Source organism: Lysobacter claricitrinus (assembly GCF_045866565.1).
GTDB classification, from domain to species: domain Bacteria; phylum Pseudomonadota; class Gammaproteobacteria; order Xanthomonadales; family Xanthomonadaceae; genus Cognatilysobacter; species Cognatilysobacter claricitrinus.
Map to the genome: position 1 here is coordinate 265,513 of NZ_BAAFZV010000002.1, position 20,295 is coordinate 285,807.

General features: G+C 68.8%; 14 protein-coding genes and 1 tRNA gene. 5 read left to right on the forward strand and 10 right to left on the reverse strand.

What is annotated here, in order from left to right; translation table 11 throughout:
* Positions 1-7: 7 nt before the first annotated feature.
* Entirely contained in the window at positions 8-898 is an 891-nt protein-coding gene (locus tag ACKTTN_RS06000; RefSeq protein ID WP_407908969.1) for a hypothetical protein, read from the reverse strand.
* The gene (locus ACKTTN_RS06005) at positions 895-1,449 is read right to left on the reverse strand and encodes an RNA polymerase sigma factor (protein WP_407908970.1); all 555 of its coding nucleotides are present in this window, start codon (positions 1,447-1,449) and stop codon (positions 895-897) included. Before ACKTTN_RS06005 ends, ACKTTN_RS06000 begins: the two co-directional genes overlap by 4 nt.
* Before the next feature lie 222 nt (positions 1,450-1,671).
* Between ACKTTN_RS06005 and ACKTTN_RS06010 the strand changes: the two genes are divergently transcribed.
* The gene (locus ACKTTN_RS06010; RefSeq protein ID WP_407908971.1) at positions 1,672-4,545 is read left to right on the forward strand and encodes a bifunctional diguanylate cyclase/phosphodiesterase; all 2,874 of its coding nucleotides are present in this window, start codon (positions 1,672-1,674) and stop codon (positions 4,543-4,545) included.
* Between the two features lie 19 nt (positions 4,546-4,564).
* On the opposite strand, the gene ACKTTN_RS06015 is transcribed toward ACKTTN_RS06010, so the two are convergent.
* Positions 4,565-6,004, reverse strand: coding sequence for an aldehyde dehydrogenase family protein (locus tag ACKTTN_RS06015; protein WP_407908972.1), 1,440 nt, complete (start codon positions 6,002-6,004; stop codon positions 4,565-4,567).
* A 78-nt stretch (positions 6,005-6,082) separates the two neighbouring features.
* The gene (xseA, locus tag ACKTTN_RS06020) at positions 6,083-7,432 is read right to left on the reverse strand and encodes an exodeoxyribonuclease VII large subunit (protein WP_407908973.1); all 1,350 of its coding nucleotides are present in this window, start codon (positions 7,430-7,432) and stop codon (positions 6,083-6,085) included.
* A 137-nt stretch (positions 7,433-7,569) separates the two neighbouring features.
* Here xseA and ispG point away from each other — a divergent pair, with 137 nt between their 5' ends.
* From ispG to ACKTTN_RS06040, 4 genes are all read left to right on the forward strand, one after another.
* Positions 7,570-8,844: a flavodoxin-dependent (E)-4-hydroxy-3-methylbut-2-enyl-diphosphate synthase gene (gene ispG, locus ACKTTN_RS06025; RefSeq protein ID WP_407908974.1), complete on the forward strand. Its 1,275-nt coding sequence runs from the start codon at positions 7,570-7,572 to the stop codon at positions 8,842-8,844.
* On the forward strand, positions 8,822-9,541 hold the full coding sequence (locus ACKTTN_RS06030) for a phosphatase PAP2 family protein (protein ID WP_407908975.1): 720 nt from the start codon (positions 8,822-8,824) through the stop codon (positions 9,539-9,541). Before ispG ends, ACKTTN_RS06030 begins: the two co-directional genes overlap by 23 nt.
* Positions 9,542-9,727: 186 nt before the next feature.
* Positions 9,728-13,090 carry a S8 family serine peptidase gene (locus ACKTTN_RS06035; protein WP_407908976.1) on the forward strand — a complete coding sequence of 1,121 codons (3,363 nt, stop codon included), beginning with the start codon at positions 9,728-9,730 and terminating at the stop codon, positions 13,088-13,090.
* A 100-nt stretch (positions 13,091-13,190) separates the two neighbouring features.
* The gene (locus tag ACKTTN_RS06040; RefSeq protein ID WP_407908977.1) at positions 13,191-14,984 is read left to right on the forward strand and encodes a YadA-like family protein; all 1,794 of its coding nucleotides are present in this window, start codon (positions 13,191-13,193) and stop codon (positions 14,982-14,984) included.
* Positions 14,985-15,037: 53 nt separating this feature from the next.
* On the opposite strand, the gene ACKTTN_RS06045 is transcribed toward ACKTTN_RS06040, so the two are convergent.
* The 6 genes from ACKTTN_RS06045 to ACKTTN_RS06070 all read right to left on the reverse strand — a co-directional run bounded on the left by ACKTTN_RS06045 (position 15,038) and on the right by ACKTTN_RS06070 (position 20,194).
* Complete coding sequence (locus ACKTTN_RS06045) at positions 15,038-15,952, reverse strand: DMT family transporter (RefSeq protein WP_407908978.1); 915 nt, start codon at positions 15,950-15,952, stop codon at positions 15,038-15,040.
* Positions 15,953-16,081: 129 nt separating this feature from the next.
* Positions 16,082-17,134, reverse strand: coding sequence for a UDP-N-acetylmuramate dehydrogenase (murB, locus tag ACKTTN_RS06050; protein WP_407908979.1), 1,053 nt, complete (start codon positions 17,132-17,134; stop codon positions 16,082-16,084).
* A complete protein-coding gene (locus ACKTTN_RS06055; RefSeq protein WP_407908980.1) occupies positions 17,131-18,192 on the reverse strand; it encodes a quinone-dependent dihydroorotate dehydrogenase in 1,062 nt (353 codons plus the stop codon). The genes murB and ACKTTN_RS06055 overlap by 4 nt, the downstream gene beginning before the upstream one ends.
* The gene (locus ACKTTN_RS06060; RefSeq protein ID WP_407908981.1) at positions 18,192-18,485 is read right to left on the reverse strand and encodes a DUF4190 domain-containing protein; all 294 of its coding nucleotides are present in this window, start codon (positions 18,483-18,485) and stop codon (positions 18,192-18,194) included. The genes ACKTTN_RS06055 and ACKTTN_RS06060 overlap by 1 nt, the downstream gene beginning before the upstream one ends.
* A 9-nt stretch (positions 18,486-18,494) precedes the next feature.
* Positions 18,495-20,027, reverse strand: coding sequence for an L-piperidine-6-carboxylate dehydrogenase (amaB, locus tag ACKTTN_RS06065; RefSeq protein WP_407908982.1), 1,533 nt, complete (start codon positions 20,025-20,027; stop codon positions 18,495-18,497).
* Between the two features lie 90 nt (positions 20,028-20,117).
* A tRNA-Arg gene (locus tag ACKTTN_RS06070) sits at positions 20,118-20,194 on the reverse strand.
* Positions 20,195-20,295 lie beyond the last annotated feature (101 nt).

The following is a 20,295-nucleotide window of genomic DNA, read 5'->3' on the forward strand; positions in this document are numbered from 1 at the left end:
CGATGCGTCACGGCGACCACGGATCGTCGTCGCGCAGCAGCGGACGCAGGTCCGCAGGCACGGCGACGCGCGGGTGCGCGATGACGAAGCGGGCCAGGCTGGCGCGCGCGCCGGCGACGTCACCGGTGTCGCGACGCTCGCGGATGCGGGTGAGCCAGTCGCGCGTCGGCAGGCGGGCGTCGGTGGCGACGTCCGGGAGCGGGGCGGTGACGCTGGCTTCGCGACGCTGCGCGCGCGGAGAAACTGCCGCAGCCTGCGGCGCGGCCGCGGACGCGGCGTCGGCTTCAGGTGCAGCCGAATTACCGGAGAACGCGCGCGCCTCGGCCGCCGGCGCGGGCGGCGGAGGAGGTGGTGGCACGGCTTCGTCGACGAACTCGCGCGACGACGGACGCGTCTTGGCCGCGCGATCAGCGACGACGGGCGCGGCGGCGCGCGGTGCGCCACCGCCGACGACGGGAGGCGCCTTCCGCGCGGCAGTCGCCGGCGCCGGCTGCGCGGCGGTGTCACCGGCGGCGGCCACCGGTGCCTCACGGCGCGGCACGGCTTGCACCTGCACGACGGTGTCGGACTCGGCGCCCGCGCCATTCGCGTCGCCGGCGTGTTCGGAATTCACGATGGGCGCCGGCAGCTGGAACATCGGCCGCAATTGCCAGGCCAGCCCGACCGCAGCGACCAGCACCGCTGCCGCGCCCACCGCACCCGGCCAGCGACGCACCGGCCGCCGTGGCGCATGCGTCTGCGTCGCGGCGGGCGTGGCGGCACGCGCCGCGGCGAGGATGCGGGCGTCGAGCGCGGCCGACGGCCCCGACGCGGCGTCGAGCCGGGCCAGGCGCGCGGCGAGGTCGCGCTCCTCGGCGGACAGCGCGTCGTGATCGGGCTCGGGCGGGCGGGCGGTCATGTCGAGAGTCTCGTGCGCAGCTTGTCCATCGCGTATCGAAGGCGCGACTTCACGGTCTCGCGGCCGGCACCGGTGATCTCCCCGATCTCTTCCAGGGTCAGTTCCTGCTCCAGCCGGAGTAGCACGACTTCGCGCTGCTCGGGCGGCAGTTCGTCCAGCGCCATCCGCAGGCGGCGGCGTTGTTCGAAGTCACTTAACGTCCGTTCCGGCGATTCGGGGTCCGCCAGCGCCTCGATCCGTGCTTCGGCGTCGGCCGGCGCGGCCGGGCGGTGCTTGGCGGCGCGCCAGTGGTCGCCCAGCCGATTGTGGGCGATGCGGTACAGCCACGTACTGAACGCGGCGTCCGGGCGCCAGCTTTCGCGCGCCGCGATCACGCGCTGCCAGACGTCCTGGAAGATCTCGTCGGTCAGCGCCGGGTCGCGCAGCTGGCGCAGGATGAACCGGTACAACGGCCCCTTGTGCCGGGCGTAGATCTGCTCGAATGCGCGCACGTCGCCCGCGCACCAGGCGCGCATCAGCTCATCGTCGGTGGCAGCGGCCGCACCGTTCATCGGCGGCAGGGTACGGGGGTGGCCGCTTGCGGTACAGCCCGGGCGCCAGTGCCCGGTCGGGCAGGCCACTTCAAACCGCGCAACGATCACGTATTCTCGTCTCAGCCCGCCTTGCGGGCGGGACCGGCGGCCAGCCGCAAGGCCGGCCCGGGACCGGGCGCAGGCCCGGCATGGCGACAGGGGGAGTCGGCGTTGCGAAAGCCCGATCCAGCGGACAATCCGATGCGTCGCGCCCGGCGGCGCGAACTCGTCGCGGCGCTGGAAGCGGGACTGCCGGTCGACACCAGCGTCGCGGCCGGTTGGCGCGAACGCGAAGGCGTCACCGTCTACACCTCCGATGAAAGCGACGACGCGCTGGCGGACGTCGTGCGCAATGCGCTTCTCGGCGCGACGCCGATCGACGTCGCCGATGGTTGCCTGATCGAGCGCTGGCCGTTGCCGGGGGGGCGCCACGGCGCGGTGGCCGCGCGAATGCAGAGTCCGCTCGACGCCGACGTGCGCATGACCTGGTCCGAGATGTCGCGCGCGCTGATCGCGGCGTATCTCGACGCGGACCGCGTGCAGCGTCGCGCCGACTCGCTGGAAAAATCCGAACGCCTTCAGCAGGCGCTTTACGAGATCGCCGACCTCGCGGGTTCCGGCCTCGAACTCTCCGCGATGCTGCGGATGATCCACCACGTGATCGGCGGCCTGATGTACGCCGCGAACTTCTACATCGTGCTGTACGACGACGCGCGCGACACCGTGCGCTTCGTGTACTTCGCCGACGAGCGCGACGACTACGTCGCCGAGCCGGACCGCGAGATTCCGTCGGACGAGATGCCCAACAGCCTCACGCTCGCCCTGCTGCGTCGCGGCGAGCCGGTGCGCGGCCCGTCCGACGTCGTGCGCGACCAGCTCGGCGTAGTGCGCGACGAGTCGCACGGCCCCGACAGCGAGGACTGGCTCGGGGTGCCGATGCGCCGCGACGACCACGTCTGCGGCGCGATCGTGGTGCAGAGCTACGACCGGCCGGGTGTCTACGGCGAGGAAGAACGTGCGCTGCTGGCGTTCGTCGCCCAGCACATCCTGACCGCGCTGGAGCGCCACCTCGCGCGGCAGGATCTCGAGCATCGCGTCCGTGAGCGCACGCACGCCCTTGAGCGCCTCAACAACGAGATGCAGGCGGAGATCGAAGAGCGCCAGCGCGCCGAGCAGCTGCAGAGCGCGCTGTTCCGCATTGCCGAACTGTCGATGAGCGCGCCGTCGCTCGACGACTTCTATCGCGAAGTGCACGCGATCGTCGGCGAGCTCCTGTACGCGCGAAATTTCTACATCGCGATGATTTCCGAGGACGGCGAACGCCTCGAATTCCCGTATTCGATCGACGAACGCGACGGACGCCGCGTGGCGCGCCCGCTCGGTTTCGGGCTTACCGAATATGTGTTGACGCGCCGCAAGCCGCTGCTCGTCGGTCGCCCCGACATCGAGACGCTGACGCGCGAAGGCGAGCTGATCAGCCGTGGCGCCCTGGCGTGCTGCTGGCTCGGCGTGCCGCTGTGGCGAGGCGACCAGGTCGTCGGCGTCATCGCGGTGCAGAGCTATTCGCACCAGGTGACGTTCACCCGGCGCGACCAGGAACTGCTGATGTTCGTCGCGCATCACATCGGTATCGGCCTGGAGCGCAAGCGCTCGCAGGAAACGCTGATGCTCGCGCACGCCGAGCTCGAGGAACGTGTCGACGCGCGAACGCGTGAACTCGCACGCGCGAATCGCGAGCTGGTCGCGCAGATTGGCGAACGCCTGCGCGCGGAACAGCGTCTCACCCATCAGGCGCGCCACGATTCGCTTACAGGCCTGCCGAACCGCACGCACCTGGTCGACGCGCTCACTGAATCGATCGAGCTCACCCAAACGCATCCGCACACGCTGTTCGCGGTGCTCTACCTCGATCTCGATCGCTTCAAGCTGGTGAACGACAGCGCCGGTCATTCCGCCGGCGACGAGCTGCTGATGGAAGCGTCGCGGCGCATCGCCGCGTGCGTGCGTCCGGGCGACGTCGTCGCACGCCTCGGTGGCGACGAATTCGCGGTGCTCGTGCACGAACTCGATGGCGTTGCGAGCGTCGAACGCCTCGCCAGCCGCATCCTCGAAACGCTCGGCCAGCCGTGGTGGGTCGCCGGCCGCGAGGTGTTTCCGTCGGCGAGCATCGGCATCGCACTCTGGCACCAGCGCTATCGCAGCGGCAGCGAACTGCTGCGCGACGCCGACGCCGCGATGTACCGCGCAAAAGCCGCTGGCCGCGGCCGCTGGGCCACGTTCGACGAGGCAATGCGCGAGGAAGCCATGCGGATCCTCGACCTCGAAGCCGACCTGCGCCGCGCGATCAACGGTGACGGCTTCGTCGCGTTCTACCAGCCGATCGTGCGGCTATCCGACCGCAGCATCGTCGGCCACGAAGCGCTGCTGCGCTGGAGCCATTCCAGCAGCGGCCTGCTGACGCCGGCGTCGTTCGTGGGTGTCGGCGAGAACAGTTCGCTGATCGAAGAGGTCGATTGGCTGGTCTACGCGCAGGTCGCGGATCGCATCGCACACACCGAGGGTGGCTACATTTCGGTCAACGTGTCGCCGCGCCATTTCCGCGACAGCGCGTTTGCCGATCGCCTGCTGCGCATGCTCGACAAGGCCAAGGCCGACCCGCGCCGCCTGCGCATCGAGATCACCGAAGTGGCGCTGCTCGAAGAAGCACCGCGCGTGATGAACATGCTCAATCACCTGCGTGGCCATGGCGTGCTCGCGCAGCTCGACGACTTCGGCACCGGATTCTCGGCGCTGTCGTACCTGCACCGCTTCCCGATCGAATGCCTGAAGATCGACCAGAGCTTCATCGCTGGCCTCGGCAGCGAAACACGCGTCGAAAGCGAAGCAGTGGTGCGTGCGATCCAGGCGCTCGCGGGTTCGCTCGGCATCCACACCGTCGCCGAAGGCATCGAGAACCTGCACCAGCAGCGCGTCGTGCGCGAACTCGGCTGCACGCTTGGCCAGGGCTATCTGTACGGCCGCCCGATGCCGGAGCTGGTCAACGAGATCGACGCGGTCGCCAGCCTGGTCGGCTGATCGGCGCGGCGCCAGCGAGTTACGACGCCGGCGGATCCTTGATGACCAGCAGGCGCACCTCGGTCATCTCCTCGATGGTCGACCGCACGCCTTCGCGGCCGACGCCCGAATCCTTGACGCCGCCGTACGGCATGTTGTCGACGCGCACGCTCGGCACGTCGCCGACCACCACGCCGCCCACTTCGAGCCGGTCCCACGCGCGCATCGCGTGGTCGACGCGCGCGGTGAACACGCCGCACTGCAGGCCGAAGTGCGAGTCGTTGGCGCGGTCGAGCGCCGCGTCGAACGAATCGACGCTCTCGATGACGGCGACCGGGCCGAACGCTTCCTCGCGATACAACTTCGCGTCGTGCGCGACATCGGCGAGCAGCCACGGTGCGAGCATCGTTCCGTCGCGACGGCCTTCGACGAGAACACGCGCGCCGCCCGCACGCGCTGCGTCGATCCATTCGGTGAGCCGCTTCGCGGACGCGTCGTCGATCACCGGGCCGATGTCGGTCGATTCGTCGTGCGGGTCGCCGCAGCGCAACGCGCGCACGGCCTCGGCGAGCGCGCTCGACAACCGTTCCGCGATGGCGCGATGGGCGATGATCCGCTGCACGCTGATGCAGCTCTGGCCACTCTGGTAGTAGGCGCCGAACACGATTCGCTTGATGAGGTGATCGAACGGAACGCCCGGGTCTTCGTCGACGATGCACGCGGCGTTGCCGCCGAGTTCCAGCGCGACCTTCTTGCGCCCGGCGCGCGAACGCAGCTCCCAACCGACCGGGCCACCGGTGAAGCTGAGGAACGCGATGCGCGGGTCTTCGACCAGTGGCGCGGATGTCGCGGTGCTGCAGACGAGCACCGACCATGCGTCGCGCGGCAGGTCGGTCTCGGCGAGGATTTCGCCCAGCACCCGCGCGCCGAGTGGTGTGCGCTCCGATGGTTTCAACACGAACGGGCACCCTGCGGCGATCGCAGGCGCAACCTTGTGCGCAACGAGATTGAGCGGGAAATTGAACGGCGTGATCAGGCTGCAGGCGCCGATGGGTACGCGCCGCGTCATGCCGCGGAAACCGCGGGCGCGCGGCGACACCTGCATCTCCAGCACGTCGCCGCCGATGCGCGTGGCTTCGCCGGCCGCGATGCGGAACGTGTCGATCAGGCGGTCGACTTCACCGCGCGAGTCACGGATGGGCTTGCCCGCCTCGGTGCAGAGCAGGTCGGCGAGTTCGTCGCGGCGCTCCTCGAAGCGGCGCACGCAGTGCTCGAGCACGTCGCGGCGTGCGTCCGGAGGAAGCGCGGCCATCGCGGCGCGTGCACCGTGCGCAGCGGCGATGGCCTGCTCGACGTGCGAGGCATCCGCGCGCGCGACCTGGGCCGCGACCTTGCCGCTGTACTTGTCGGTGACGTCGAGCCAGTCGCCGGTGGTAACCGGCTGGCCGGCGATGTAGATCGGAAGCTGCGGAGCGGACATGGCGGCGTTCGTCGGTCGCGGAACGGCGATCATGCGCCCGCGGCCGTTGGTCCGCGTCAAACGTCGGCGTGCATGTGCTCAGTCGCGCGGCTTGCGCGATTCGACGCGCATGCCAAGCTCGCCGTCCCGCACGCGTGCCGTGATCGCGTCGCCTGTCGCCACGTCGGCGATATCGCGGACGATCGCGCCGTCGCCACGGCGCAGGATGCTGTAGCCGCGCGCCACCGTCGCGAGCGGGCTCACCGCCTCCAGCGAGCGGGCGATGCCGCGTAGTCGCAGTGCTTCGTGAGCGAGTCGCCGTGCGATCGCCGCCTGCGGGCGGTTCGACACCGCCGCCACGCGCTCGCGCAGGCGCGCGAGGCGACGTTCCGGATGGCGCGCGCGCAGGATCGCGTCGGCATGGCGCAGGCGCGCGTGCTCGCGCTCGAGTCGGCGCTTCCAGGCGACGTCCAGCCGGCGGAATGCCTCGGCCTGTCGTCGGCAAAGCATCTGCACGTAGGCCTGCGGGCGCAGCGCATTGAGCTTGAGCGCCGCGCGGTCGGTGCGTTGCATCGCATCGCGCAGCGTCTGCGCCTGGCGCGCATGAAGGCGGCGCTGCAACGCGTCGATCCGGCGCACTAGGTCGTCCCGGTTGGGCACCAGCAATTCGGCGGCGACCGACGGCGTCGGCGCGCGGCGGTCGGCTGCGAATTCGGCGAGGCAGAAATCGGTTTCGTGGCCGACGGCGCAGATCACCGGCACCGTACTGGCCGCTACGGCGCGCGCGACGATCTCTTCGTTGAACGACCACAGGTCTTCGAGCGAGCCGCCGCCACGGGTGAGCATCAGCACGTCGTAGCGACCGCTCGCGCCAGCGCGCTGCAGCATGTCGACGATCTGCGCCGCCGCGCCCGCGCCCTGCACCTGCACGGGCAGCACGTCGACCTCGACCAGCGGAAAGCGCCGCGCGAGCACGCTCAGCACGTCGCGGATGGCGGCGCCGCTCGGCGAGGTCACCACGCCGATCCGGGCCGGGAACGCGGGCAGCGGGCGTTTGCGCTCGGCGTCGAACAGGCCTTCGGCAGCGAGACGTACCTTCAGCTCGTCGAACGCGCGACGCAGCGCGCCTTCGCCGGCTTCCTCCATGTGGTCGAGCACCAGCTGGTACTCGCCGCGCGCTTCGTACAGCGTCAGCCGGCCGCGACCGAGCACGTGCAGGCCTTCGCGCGGCTGGAAGCGCAGCCACGAACTCTTGGGCTTGAACATCGCGCAGCGGATCTGGGCGCGCGCGTCCTTGATCGTGAAATACAGGTGCCCGGACGACGGCCGGGACACGTTGCCGAGCTCGCCCTCGATCCACACCGAGCCGAACGTCGTCTCCAGCATGTCGCGCGCCAGCGCGTTGAGCTGGCTGGGCGTGAAGACGTCGCGGGCGGGTTCGTCGGACATGGGCGGCGGGGCGGGGCGGCCGCGTACGGTAGCGCAGTCGCTGCGAGGGCGGCGATTGCGGCCGGATGCCGACGCAACGGCGGGTCGAGGCCACGCGATTCAGGGCCGCGCGGGACCGCTGGCCCTACAATTCCCGCATGAATGCCGCTCTCCAGCCGCCGTCGCCCGCCGACCAGGACCATTTCGGCCCGCTCACCCGTCGCGTGACCCGCGGGGTCGTGATCGGGGGCGTACATGTCGGCGGCGGCGCGCCAGTCGTCGTGCAGTCGATGACCAATACCGACACCGCGGACGTCGCGTCGACGACCAGGCAGGTCGCCGAGTTGTGGCGCGCGGGCTCGGAGCTGGTGCGCATCACCGTCAACACCGCGGAAGCGGCGGCGGCGGTCCCGCGCATCCGCGAACGGCTGGACATGATGGGCGTCGGCGTGCCGCTGATCGGCGACTTCCACTACAACGGCCACCAACTGCTCGCGGGCGAGCCGGCCTGCGCCGAAGCGCTGGCGAAGTACCGCATCAACCCGGGCAATGTCGGGTTCGGCAAGAAGCGCGACACGCAGTTCGCGCAGCTGATCGAGTTCGCGATCCGTTACGGCAAGCCGGTGCGCATCGGCGCGAACTGGGGATCGCTCGACCAGTCGCTCGCCGCCACGCTGATGGACGAGAACGCGCAGCGTGCGAGTCCATGGGACGCCGGCCGCGTGCTGCGCGAGGCGCTGATCCGGAGCGCGCTGGATTCCGCAGCGCGCGCGGAAGAACTCGGCCTGGCGCGCGAACGCATCGTGCTGAGCGCGAAGGTCAGCGGCGTGCAGGAGCTCATCGCCGTGTATCGCGAACTGGCGACGCGCGGCGATTACGCGCTGCATCTCGGCCTGACCGAGGCCGGCATCGGCAGCAAGGGCATCGTCGCGTCGAGTGCGGCGCTCGCCGTGCTGCTGCAGGAAGGCATCGGCGACACCATCCGCATTTCGCTGACGCCGGAGCCCGGGCAGTCGCGCACCAACGAAGTCGTCGTCGCGCAGGAGCTTCTGCAGACGATGGGGCTGCGTGCGTTCACGCCGATGGTCACCGCGTGCCCCGGCTGCGGGCGCACCACCAGCACGTTCTTCCAGGAACTCGCGCAGAAGGTGCAGGCTCACGTGCGCGACAAGATGCCGGAGTGGAAGATCAGCCACCCGGGCGCGGAGAACCTGACGCTCGCGGTGATGGGCTGCATCGTCAACGGGCCGGGCGAGTCGCGCCACGCCAACATCGGTATTTCCCTGCCCGGCACGGGCGAGGCGCCGGCCGCGCCCGTTTTCGAGGACGGCGAAAAGACCGTCACGCTCCGCGGTGATCGCATCGCCGACGATTTCGTCGAGTTGATCGATCGCTACGTGGAGCGTCGCTATGGAGCCAATACCGCGGGCTGACGCGGGCAAGCCGGCCGACGTCGCCGTCGAACAGGCGAAGGTCGGAAAGAGTGTGTTCCGCCGCTACGGGCTCGGCCTGGCGATCGTGTTCGTCTGCGTCGCGCTGCCGTTGTGGGGCTTCGGCGAGCTGGCCGAGGACGTTGCGGCCGGCCAGCCGTTCTTCTTCGACGCGCCGATTCTCGAAGGCCTGCACGCGATGTCGAGCCGCGCGGCGGATTCGGTTTTCCTCGCGCTGTCGGCGGTCGGCTTCTCGGGCGGCGTCGTGCCCTGCGACATCGCGCTCGTGCTGTTCCTCGCCTGGCGCCGGCACTCGCGCAGCGCCACCTTCGCCGCGATCGCACTGGGCGGGTCGGCACTGCTGAACCTCGCCGCGAAACACGTCTTCGCCCGCGCACGCCCGGCGCTGTGGATCTCGATCGCGCCCGAGGCGACGTACAGCTTCCCCAGCGGACACGCGATGGGCTCGGCGACGCTCGCCTGCGTGCTGTCGTGCCTCGCTTGGAACACGCGCTGGCGCTGGCCCGTGTTGATCGTCTCAACCCTGTTCGCACTCGGCGTCGGGGTGTCGCGCGTCTACCTCGGCGTGCATTACCCCTCCGACGTCCTTGCCGGATGGTCGGCGGCGATCGCCTGGACGCTGGGCGTTCGGTTCATCGCGTTCCGGAGCGGGTTGATGACGGGGTCCGCGCAGGTCTGAGCATCTCCGCGCCGCCCCGGCGGTCGAAAACCCCGCTCCAGAGCGAAATGGTGCGCTGCGGCAAGCAATTGCCGGGCACCCGTCATACTTTCGGCGTCCGGATCGTGCGGCGGACTGCGTTATCGCGCCGCACACCGGACGGGGACGGGCGCTTTCGGGCGCGATCATCATTTCAGGGGAAAACGAATGTCTTTCAAGCAAAGGCGCATTGCCGTCTGGGTGGCGGCTGCGCTCGGCACTGCCGCAGCCGGTGCAACCGCACTGCACATGGCCGGCATCCAGCCGTCGCAGATCGTCACTGGCGCACGGCAAATGGTCGCGGCGTCGCAGCCCGCCACGCCGGCGGCGACGCTGTCCGATGAGGGGTTGACCCGACGCGACCAGTACATCGTCGTGTTCGGCGAATCGCCGCTCGCGACGTATCGCGGGCAGATGCAGGGCTTCGCGGCCCCGACGACGCTGGCAACTGGTCCGGCCCGTGGTCGCATCGACGTTCACAGCGCTGCCGCGGTCAGCTACGTGCGCCACCTCGAGCAGGTGCAGATCGGCCACGAGTCCGACATCGCACGTGCGATCGGCCGCCCGCTTCGCGTTCGTGGCCGCATGCAGCACGCGCTCAACGCGATCATCGTCGAGCTCACGCCGGACGAGGCCGAGAAGGTCAAGGCCCAGCGCGTCGCGCAGATCGTCGAGAAATATCACGAGATGCAGACCGACACCGATGTCGGTCCACGCCTGATCGGCGCCGAAACCCTGTGGCTCGGCCAGGCGCCGGGCTATCCGTCGAAGTATCAGGGCGAAGGCACCGTCATCGCCGACATCGACACCGGCATCAACTTCGGCAGCCCCTCGTTCGCGGCCGTGGGCCCGGTGGATGGCTACCAACACATCAACCCGCTCGGCGCGGGGCACTACCTGGGCACGTGCGCCCCGGGTCAGGTCGACGAAGGTCGTTGCAACGACAAACTCATCGGCGGCTACGACTTCGTCTGCGACCAGCTCGCGGATCCGACGCACACCTATTGCCAGTTGAACGGCGCGGGTACGTATCGCGAAGAGCCGGGTTTCGGCGACACCAACAGTCACGGTAGCCACACCGCATCGACCGCCGTCGGCAACCGTCGCGATGTCAGCTACAAGGGCGCCACGTTGCGCATTTCGGGCGTTGCGCCGCACGCCAACATCATCGCGTACGACGTCTGCTACACGAACGTGAGCACCGGTGGCGGTTCGTGCCCGAACACGTCGTCGGTGCTGGCCGTCAATCAGGCGGTCGCCGACGGCGTCGTCAACGTCATCAACTTCTCGATCGGCGGCGGTGTCGACCCGTGGACGGACGCCGTTTCGCAGGCGTTCCTCAACGCGAGCGACGCGGGCATCTACGTTGCGACCTCCGCCGGTAACAGCGGCCCGGGTCCGAACACCATGGGCCACCACGAGCCGTGGACGTCCTCGACCGCGGCCGCGCAACACGGTCGTGGTGATTTCGCCTACCAGCTCTCGGCCACCGGCCCGACGCCGGTGCCTGCGGCAATGCAGGGCATCAACCTGACGGAAGGCTCCGGTGGCGTCTCGATGACGCAGACGTTCCCGGGCACGACGCCGCTGGTGATCAGTTCCGGCATCAACGCTCCAGACGACGCGTGCAACACGCTTCCGGCGGGTTCGTTCAACGGTGCCATCGCCGTCGTCCGTCGCGGTACGTGCAGCTTCGCCATCAAGGTGAACAACGCGAGCGCCGCGGGCGCCGTCGCCGTGGTGATCGCCAACAACCAGGCCGGCTCGCTCGCGCCGTCGGTGCCGGGCACGACGATCCCCGCGTTCTCGGTAACGCAGGCAGTGGGCGACGCGATCCGCAACTTCGGCATCGCCAACCCGACTGCCACGGCGACGATTCCGTTGTCGCCGGTGGCGCTGTCGAACACACCCGACCAGCTGGCGGACTTCAGCTCGCGTGGGCCGGCCGGCAGCTACAACCTGCTGAAGCCGGACATCACCGCGCCAGGCGTCAACATCCTCGCCACGATCGCCGGCACCGCGATCAGCGGTTCGGAAAATGCGGTCGGTCTGCTGAGCGGAACGTCGATGGCGTCGCCGCACAACGCGGGCTCGGCGTTGCTGATCCACCAGGCGCAGCCGACGTGGAAGCCGGCCGAGATCAAGTCGGCGCTGGCGATGACGGCCAAGCAGACGGTGCTGATGGAAGACGGCGTGACGCAGGCGAATGCATTCGCTCGCGGCGCAGGCCGCATCCAGGTGGACCAGGCGATTCGCGCCGGCCTCGTGCTCAACGAGATCAGAGGGAATTACCTCGCCGCCAATCCGGCCGCCAACGGCGATCCGATGACGCTCAACCAGCCGAGCCTGATCAATGGTTCGTGTTTCGAGCGTTGCGTGTTCACGCGTACGTTCCGCAACACGCTGACGTTCCGTCAGGCGTGGTCGGTGAAGGTGGACGGCCTCAGCGCCACCGTGTCGCCGGCGCTGTTCACCGTGAACCCGGGCGAGAGCAAGGCGGTCACGTTCACCATCAACGCGTACCAGCTTCCGGCGAATTCGCAGTTCAACTTCGGCACCGTGGTACTGACGCCGCAGTCGGTCGGCAACCCGAATCAGCCGGTGCTGCGCATGCCGGTGGCGATCGCGGTCAAGCCGGCCATCGCGTCGGCGCCGATGACGGTGAGTGCGACCATTCCCACCGGAGCGACCGGCACCGCGACGTTCTCGCTGGGTAACGCGGGTGGCTCGCCGCTGAGCTTCAGCGTCGACAACACGGGTACGGGCGTGGCCAACATCGTCAAGGCGTTGTCCACAGGCGTGACCTCCGGCTACCGCAGCACGCTGTTCTCCGACGCCGCGTCGGTCGGCGCCGGCGGCCAGTACTCGGCAGATGACTTCACGCTGGATACGGCAACGACGATCAAGTCGCTGTCGGCCGAGGGCTGGGTGGTCAGCGGGCAGACTCTGGCGAGCACCGCATCGCAGCTGACGTGGACGATCTACTCGAACTCGGCGGGCAACCTGCCGGCGGGTAATCCGAACACGAACCCGACCGGAGCCGTCTGGACGTACACGTCCACGCCGACCGGCGCGGGCGTGACGGCCGATGCCAACGGGATCTCGCTCAACCTGGCCGCGGCCGGGCAGGCGCCGAACCTGCCGCCGGGCAAGTACTGGTTCGTGGTGAACGTGCGCGCGACCCTCGCCAACAGCTGGGCGTGGCTGCGCTCGCTCACCGGCAACGGATCGCACGCGACGATCACGCCTGCAACGAACGGCGCAGGCAGCTGGGCGCTGGCCTCGGGCGGCGCGTCGTGGGCCGGCCTCGCATGGCAGGCGGACGGCGCCGTCGCCTGCGGTGCACCGTGGATCGGTGCGGGCACGCCGACGGTGGGCAAGGTGTCGCAGGGCATGTCGACCAACGTGCAGATGCAGCTGAGCGCCGCAGGGCTCGCGGCTGGCAACTACGTCGGCTACACCTGTGTGAGCACGAGCGATCCCGCGCGACCGAAGGTCGCGGTGCGGGTTGCGCTGACGGTCACGCCGTAAGCGACGAGCGGGGCGGCGACAAATGTCGTCGCCTCGCCGTCCATCCATATGCATCGACGGGCGGGCTGCGGCCCGCCCCGCATCAATTCGGGGAATTTTCGTGAAGACCTTCCATCGCAATACCCTCAGCGCCGCACTTCTGTTCTCCATCGCGGCGTTCTCGCCGGCCTATGCCGGTGACACGTGCCTGTTCGACAACGGTGCCGGCGGTACCACGACCGACGGCGGCACCGCGGCCGGCGGCGGCGCAACTGCATGCGGTCGCAACGCCACGGCCTCAGGCAATTCGAGTACCGCCATTGGCGACAGCGCGGTTGCCAACAACACGGGCAGCACCGCGATCGGTGAAAGCTCGTCAGCGACCGGAGCGCAGAGCACCGCCATGGGCCAGGGCGCGAGCGCGGGCGGTGATGACGCGTCCGCATTCGGCAGCTCGGCATTTGCGGGCGGCACGTTCGCCAGCGCATTCGGCACCGCGTCGCTTGCGAGCGGCGACTTTTCCGTCGCGTTTGGCGCCGCGGCGTCGGCTGGCGGCATCTCCAGCAGTGCCTTCGGTACGTTCAGCCAAGCGGGTGCGAACTTCTCGACCGCGCTGGGCAACAACAGCGTGGCGATGGGCGTGGGTTCGTTCGCCGCCGGCGCCGATAGCTTCGCCAGCGCGAACTCGAGCACGGCCGTCGGCGGCTGGACCGATCTCAACGGCAACGGCATCGCCGACGCGAATGAATTCGCGACCGCATCGGCGGCAGGTGCTTCGGCGTTCGGCAACGCAGCGATCGCGGGTGGCCTGAACAGCGTTGCGCTGGGCTTCCAGAGCAACGTTGCCGCGGACAATGCCATGGCACTCGGCTATCGCAGCAGCGCAACCGCTGTAGGCAGCGTCGCGCTTGGTGGCAATTCGGTTGCGGATCGCGCCAACACGGTGTCGATCGGCTCGTCGGGCAATGAGCGCCAGCTGGTCAACGTCGCCAACGGCACCCAGGCAACGGACGCGGTGAACCTGCAGCAGTTGCAGGTCGTCGACACGAAGGCCGACACGGCACTGACGAACGCGGCGACGGCGCAGGCGACCGCAGACACTGCACTGACGAATGCCGCCACGGCACAGACGACGGCCAATAGCGCGCTGACGAACGCGGCGACGGCCCAGTCCACCGCCAACACGGCGCTGGCGAATGCGGCCAATGCCCAGTCGACGGCCGACACCGCGCTCAGCGCCGCCACCACGGCACAGGCGACGGCCGACAACGCGGTGACGCTCGCGACCAATGCGCAGTCGACGGCTGATACCGCGCTCACCACAGCGAATACGGCGCAGACGTCGGCAGACAATGCTCAGTCGACGGCCAACACGGCGCTCAGCGCAGCCAACACCGCGCAGACCACGGCCAATACGGCGTTGTCGACCGCAAGCAACGCAGTGACCGCCGCGAATACGCACGCGGATGCGGGTGACGCGACGACGCTGCAGTCGGCCAAAACGTACGTCGACACCAAGGCCACGACGACGCTCGGCTCAGCCAATACGTACACGGACCAGAAGAGCACGCAGACGCTCGCATCTGCGAACGCCTACACGGATGCCAAAGTCAACGGCCTCGTACTCGATTTCGGCGGGCTGCGCACCGAGATGAATGATCGCTTCGAGCAACAGGACCGTCGCATCGACCGCAACGGTGCGATGTCGGCGGCGATGATGCAGATGGCAGCCAACGCCGCGTATGCCAAGCCAGATCGCGGCCGCCTGTCGATGGGCGTCGGCACGCAGCATGGCGAAAGCGCGGTGTCTGTCGGCTACGGCCATCGCTTCGGCGAGAACATCTCGATGAGCATCGGCGCCGCATTCTCGAGCGATGACAGCTCGGCCGGCGTGGGCTTCGGCGTCGACCTGTAATCGCAAGAGCTACGTGTGGCACGAAAACGGTCCGGGCAACCGGACCGTTTTTTTTACTCCGCCGGCTGCGCAGCCTCGACCGGCGCCGTCGTCGCTGCGCGCTTGGCGAGCTGCGCTTCGCGATGCGCGATGTAGGCGTTCGCCGCGAAGATGATGAGTGCGCCTGCGATGGTGTAGGCGTCGATCTTCTCGTCGAACAGGAAGTAGGCGCCGATGCTTACGACCGGCAACTGCATGAAGCTGATCGGGGTGAGCGCGGACACGTCGCCGATGCGCAGTGCGCGCGCCCAGAGCAGTTGGCCTCCCGTGCCGAACAGGCCCGTCAGCACAAGCCACAGCCAGGCGTCGTTCGCGGGCCAGACCCAGACGAACAGTGCGGGCAGCAGCGATAGCGGCACCCAGAACACATATGTGTAGAACACGATGGTGTCGGGCGAATCGACACGCGAGAGTTGCTTGATCTGGATCGCGACGATCGCACTCAGAACCGCGGCCGACAGCGCGATGAGCGAGCCGTAGGTGAAGTCACTCGTGCCGGGGTGCACGATGACAAGCACGCCGATGAAGCCGAGCACGACGGCGGTCCATCGGCGTCGGCGCACGACTTCGCCGAGCCAGATCACCGCCGCGATCGTCACGAACAGCGGCGTGGAGTAGGACAGCGAGATCGCCTGCGACAGGGGCAGGTGGCCGATCGCCCAGAACGAGCAGAGCATCGACCCGATGCCGATCGCGCTGCGCACCAGGTATTTCGGCAGCTGTCGCGTTCGCAGGGGCGCGCCGCTGTGGAGCAGCAGGGGCAGTAGCGCCAGCAGGCCGAACGAATTGCGCCAGAACGCGATCTCGAACGCGGGCAACGTGCGCGATGCGTAGCGGATCGTGATCGCCATCAGGCCGAAGAACAGCGTGCTCGCCAGCATGAGCAGCGCGGCGCGCATGACGGTCGCGTGGCCGGGGGGAGAGGTCATGGGCGGCAAGGATCGCCGATCGGCAGTGCTCGATCGTGACGATCCATCACGTTGCGATACATGCGGGCGCGCGACCTGGCGACCGTGGCCGATTGCATGTCCGGTCGCCGACGGCCGAACGAGGCGGCGTCATTGCGCCCAGGTCGCGCCGATCAATCGCGGCTCGGGCTCGAGCGACACGCCGAAGCGCTCTTGAACGGTCGATGCGACATGCTGCGCCACGCGCAGCAGGTCGGCGCCGTTCGCGCCGCCAAGGTTGACCAGCACCAGCGCGTGTCCCGGCGAGACGCCCGCCTCGCCGTCGCGGTAGCCGCGTAGTCCGGCGCTGTCGATCAGCCACGCCGCCGAAAGCTTGCGCAGCCCGTCGCCGGCGGCGAATACCGGCAGGCGCGGGTGCTCGGCAAGCAGTGCATCGGCGACACCGGTCGGCACGATCGGATTCTTGAAGAAGCTGCCCGCATTGCCGATCGATGCCGGGTCCGGCAGCTTGCGGCGGCGGATCGCGATCACCGCATCCGCCACGTCGCGCGCCGTCGGCGACGTGACGCCGCGTTCGGCCAGCTCGTCGGCGATGCCCGCGTAACTCACGTTGGGCGCGCCGCCGCTGCGCAGCCGGAACTCCACCGCAGTCACGATGTAGCGCGACGGCTCGTGCTTGAACAGGCTGTCGCGATACGCGAACGCGCAGTCGTCGTTCGACAGGCGCACATGACGGCCCGTCGCCGGTTCGAACGCATGCACCGCGTCGATCAGTTCGCGAACCTCGACGCCATACGCGCCGATGTTCTGGATGGGCGCGGCGCCGACGGTACCCGGGATCAGGGCGAGATTCTCGAAGCCGCCGAGGCCATCGCCGAGCGTGCGCATGACGAGTTCGTGCCAGCCGAAGCCGGCATCGACCTTGATGCGTACCGTGGCGCCGTCGTCATCGAGAAGGCGCAAACGCCGGCCGGTGAGACGCAACACGGGTTCGCGCGGTGCGCCGACGAACAGCACGTTGCTGCCACCGCCGAGCACCAGCGGCGTGGTGCCGGCGAGTGGCTCGGACGCGAAGGCGTCGGCGAGGCGCGACGCGTCGTCGATCTCGACCAGCCAAGGCGCGCGCGCTTCGACGCCGAAGGTGTTGAGGCTACGCAGATCGGCGTCGCGGCTGACGCGTACGCCGGGGATCGGATCGGTCATGTCGGTGGCATGTGCCCACGGCTCGGCGCTTCCTTGCGACGGCGGATCGCGGCGACGCATTCGCGCACGAGGATCGGCCCGCGGTAGATGAAGCCCGTGTAGCACTGCACCAGGCTGGCACCCGCGGCCATCTTCGCCACCGCATCGGCGCCCGAAAGAATGCCGCCCACGCCGACCAGCGGAATCGATTCCGGCAGGCGAGTGCGCAGCCGGCGCAGCACGTAGGTCGACTGCGGCATCAACGGCGCGCCGGACAGACCGCCCTGCTCATCGGCATATGGCGAATCCTCGACGCTTTCGCGCGAGATCGTGGTGTTCGTGGCGATGACGCCATCGACCTGCAGGTCGGCGAGCACGCGTGCTGCCGCTTCGATGTCGTCGTCCGACAGGTCGGGCGCGACCTTCACCAGCATCGGTACGCGCTTGCCGTGCTTCGCGCCGAGGCGCTCCTGCTCGTCACGCAACGTGCCGATCAGGCGTCGCAGCGCCTGCTCTTCCTGCAGCTCGCGAAGGCCGGCCGTGTTCGGCGACGAGATGTTGATGGTGATGTAGTCGGCCAGCGGATAGACGCGTTCGAGGCAGTGCAGGTAGTCGTCCTGCGCCGACTCGTTGGGTGTGTCCTTGTTCTTGCCGATGTTGATGCCGAGGATGCCGCGACGATGGCGCACCGCCTCGACATTGCGGACGAGCTGGTCGACGCCGAGATTGTTGAACCCCAGGCGATTGACGATGCCGCGATGCTTCGGCAAGCGGAACATGCGCGGCTTCGGATTGCCGACCTGCGGACGCGGCGTCACCGTACCGACTTCGACGAAGCCGAACCCCAGCCCGAACAATGCGTCGATGTGCTCGCCGTTCTTGTCGAGCCCGGCGGCGAGGCCGACCGGATTCGGAAAGTCGAGCCCGAAGACGTTGACCGGATATGGCGATTGCGCAGGGCGTCGCGCAACGAGCCCGAGCAGGCCCGCCTGCTCCAACGTGTCGAGCCCGCGCAGGCCGATGCCATGCGCGGTTTCGGCGTCGAGCTGGAACAGCAGCGGGCGCAGCAGGCCGTACATCAGTGCGCGAAAGCCGCCAGCAGGGCGAAGACGCTGCCGAACAACAGGATCGCGACGATCACACCGACGATCAGCAGCACGAGGTGCAGGTAGCCGAGCACCAGCCCGGCCACCGCCATCCCGTCACCACCCAGCGCCCCGCGCGCGGCGCGGATGTCGCGCCGCGCGAGATGCCCGCAGACCACCGCGCCGATGCCGCCCAGCACCGGCAACATCACCCATGACAGCAGCCCCAGCACCAGGCTCGCGATCGCGAGCTGGCTCGACGGCTGATTCATCGTCTGCGCGTTCATGCGATCACCTCAGAGATCGAACTTGATGCCCTGCGCCAGCGGCATCGAATCGGAGTAGTTGATCGTGTTGGTCTGGCGGCGCATGTAGGCCTTCCACGCGTCCGAACCCGACTCACGCCCACCGCCCGTTTCCTTCTCGCCACCGAACGCGCCGCCGATCTCCGCACCGGACGTGCCGATGTTGACGTTGGCGATGCCGCAGTCCGATCCCCATGCCGACAGGAACTGCTCGGCGGCCTTGAGGTTGGTGGTGAAGATGGACGACGACAGACCCTGCGGCACGGCGTTCTGCAGTTCGATAGCTTCGTCGAGCGTCGAATACTTCATGACGTAGAGGATCGGCGCGAACGTCTCGTGCTGGACGATGGCCGCATCGTTGGTCAGGCCAGTGACGATCGCGGGCAGCACGAAGTTGCCCGGGCGATCGAGCGCGGTGCCGCCCGTGGCGATGGTGCCGCCGGCGGCCTTTGCCGCGGCGATCGCGTCGAGATAGGCCTGCACGCCATCGCGCGAATTCAGCGGACCCATCAGGTTGGACGGATCGGTCGGGTCGCCAATCTTGGTCTCGACCTGCCTGTACGCGGTGACGAGCTTGGCCAGCACGTCGTCATAGATCGACTCGTGCACGAACAGGCGGCGCGTGGTGGTGCAGCGCTGGCCGGCGGTGCCGACGGCGCCGAAGACAATGGCGGGAATCGCGAGCTTCAGGTCAGCCGTCGGGTCGACGATGATCGCGTTGTTGCCGCCGAGTTCCAGCAGCGAACGACCCATGCGGCGCGCGACGCGCTCACCGACCATGCGGCCGACCTTGGTCGAACCGGTGAAGCTGATCAGCGCGACGCGGTTGTCGTCGACGAACTGCTGCGCGAGGTCGGAGCCGGCGTCGTTGAACAGGAAGAAGATGTCCGGGAAACCGCCGGCCTTCAGCGCGTCGTTGCAGATCTTCATCGACGCGATCGCCGAAAGCGGAGTCTTCGGCGACGGCTTCCAGATCGAGATGTCGCCGCACACGGCCGCGACGAACGAGTTCCACGCCCACACCGCGACCGGGAAATTGAACGCCGAGATGATTCCGACCAGGCCGATCGGGTGCCACTGCTCGTACATGCGGTGGCCGGGGCGCTCGGAATGCATGGTGAGGCCGTAGAGCTGGCGCGACAGGCCGACGGAGAAGTCGCCGATGTCGATCATCTCCTGCACTTCGCCGTCGCCCTCGGCCTTCGACTTGCCCATCTCCAGCGCGACCAGCGTGCCGAGCGCGTCCTTGTTCGCGCGCAGCGCATCCGCGCAGAGGCGGATCGCTTCGCCGCGACGCGGCGCCGGCACCGTGCGCCACACCTTGAACGCCGCCTGTGCGCGTTCCACGATCGTGTCGTAGTCGTCCTGCGACGACGCGTGCACGCGCGCGAGCACATTGCCGTCGGTGGGGCTGACGGACTCGAGCACGCCGGCGTCGCGCGTGGTCGACCACTCGCCGCTGCCGATGTACGTGCCGGATTCCAGCTCGGTGAGGCCGAGGGCGGTGAGGACGGGGTGGGTCATCGTGCTACTCCATGATCAGCCATCGCATGCGGCCCGGGCGACGTGATGTCGGCATAGGCTGCAGGCGCGGCAAGGCGGCGAGGGTTCCTGTGGCGGCCCCGACACGATTCGAACGTGCGACCTTCCCCTTAGGAGGGGGACGCTCTATCCAGCTGAGCTACGGGGCCCCAAGCGGCGGATTTTCGCACGGACGCGGACTGTGCCGGTAATCACACCACGTGCCGGCCGCGTGGACGATGGCCCGCTTGGCAGGACCGCCGCCGTGCCG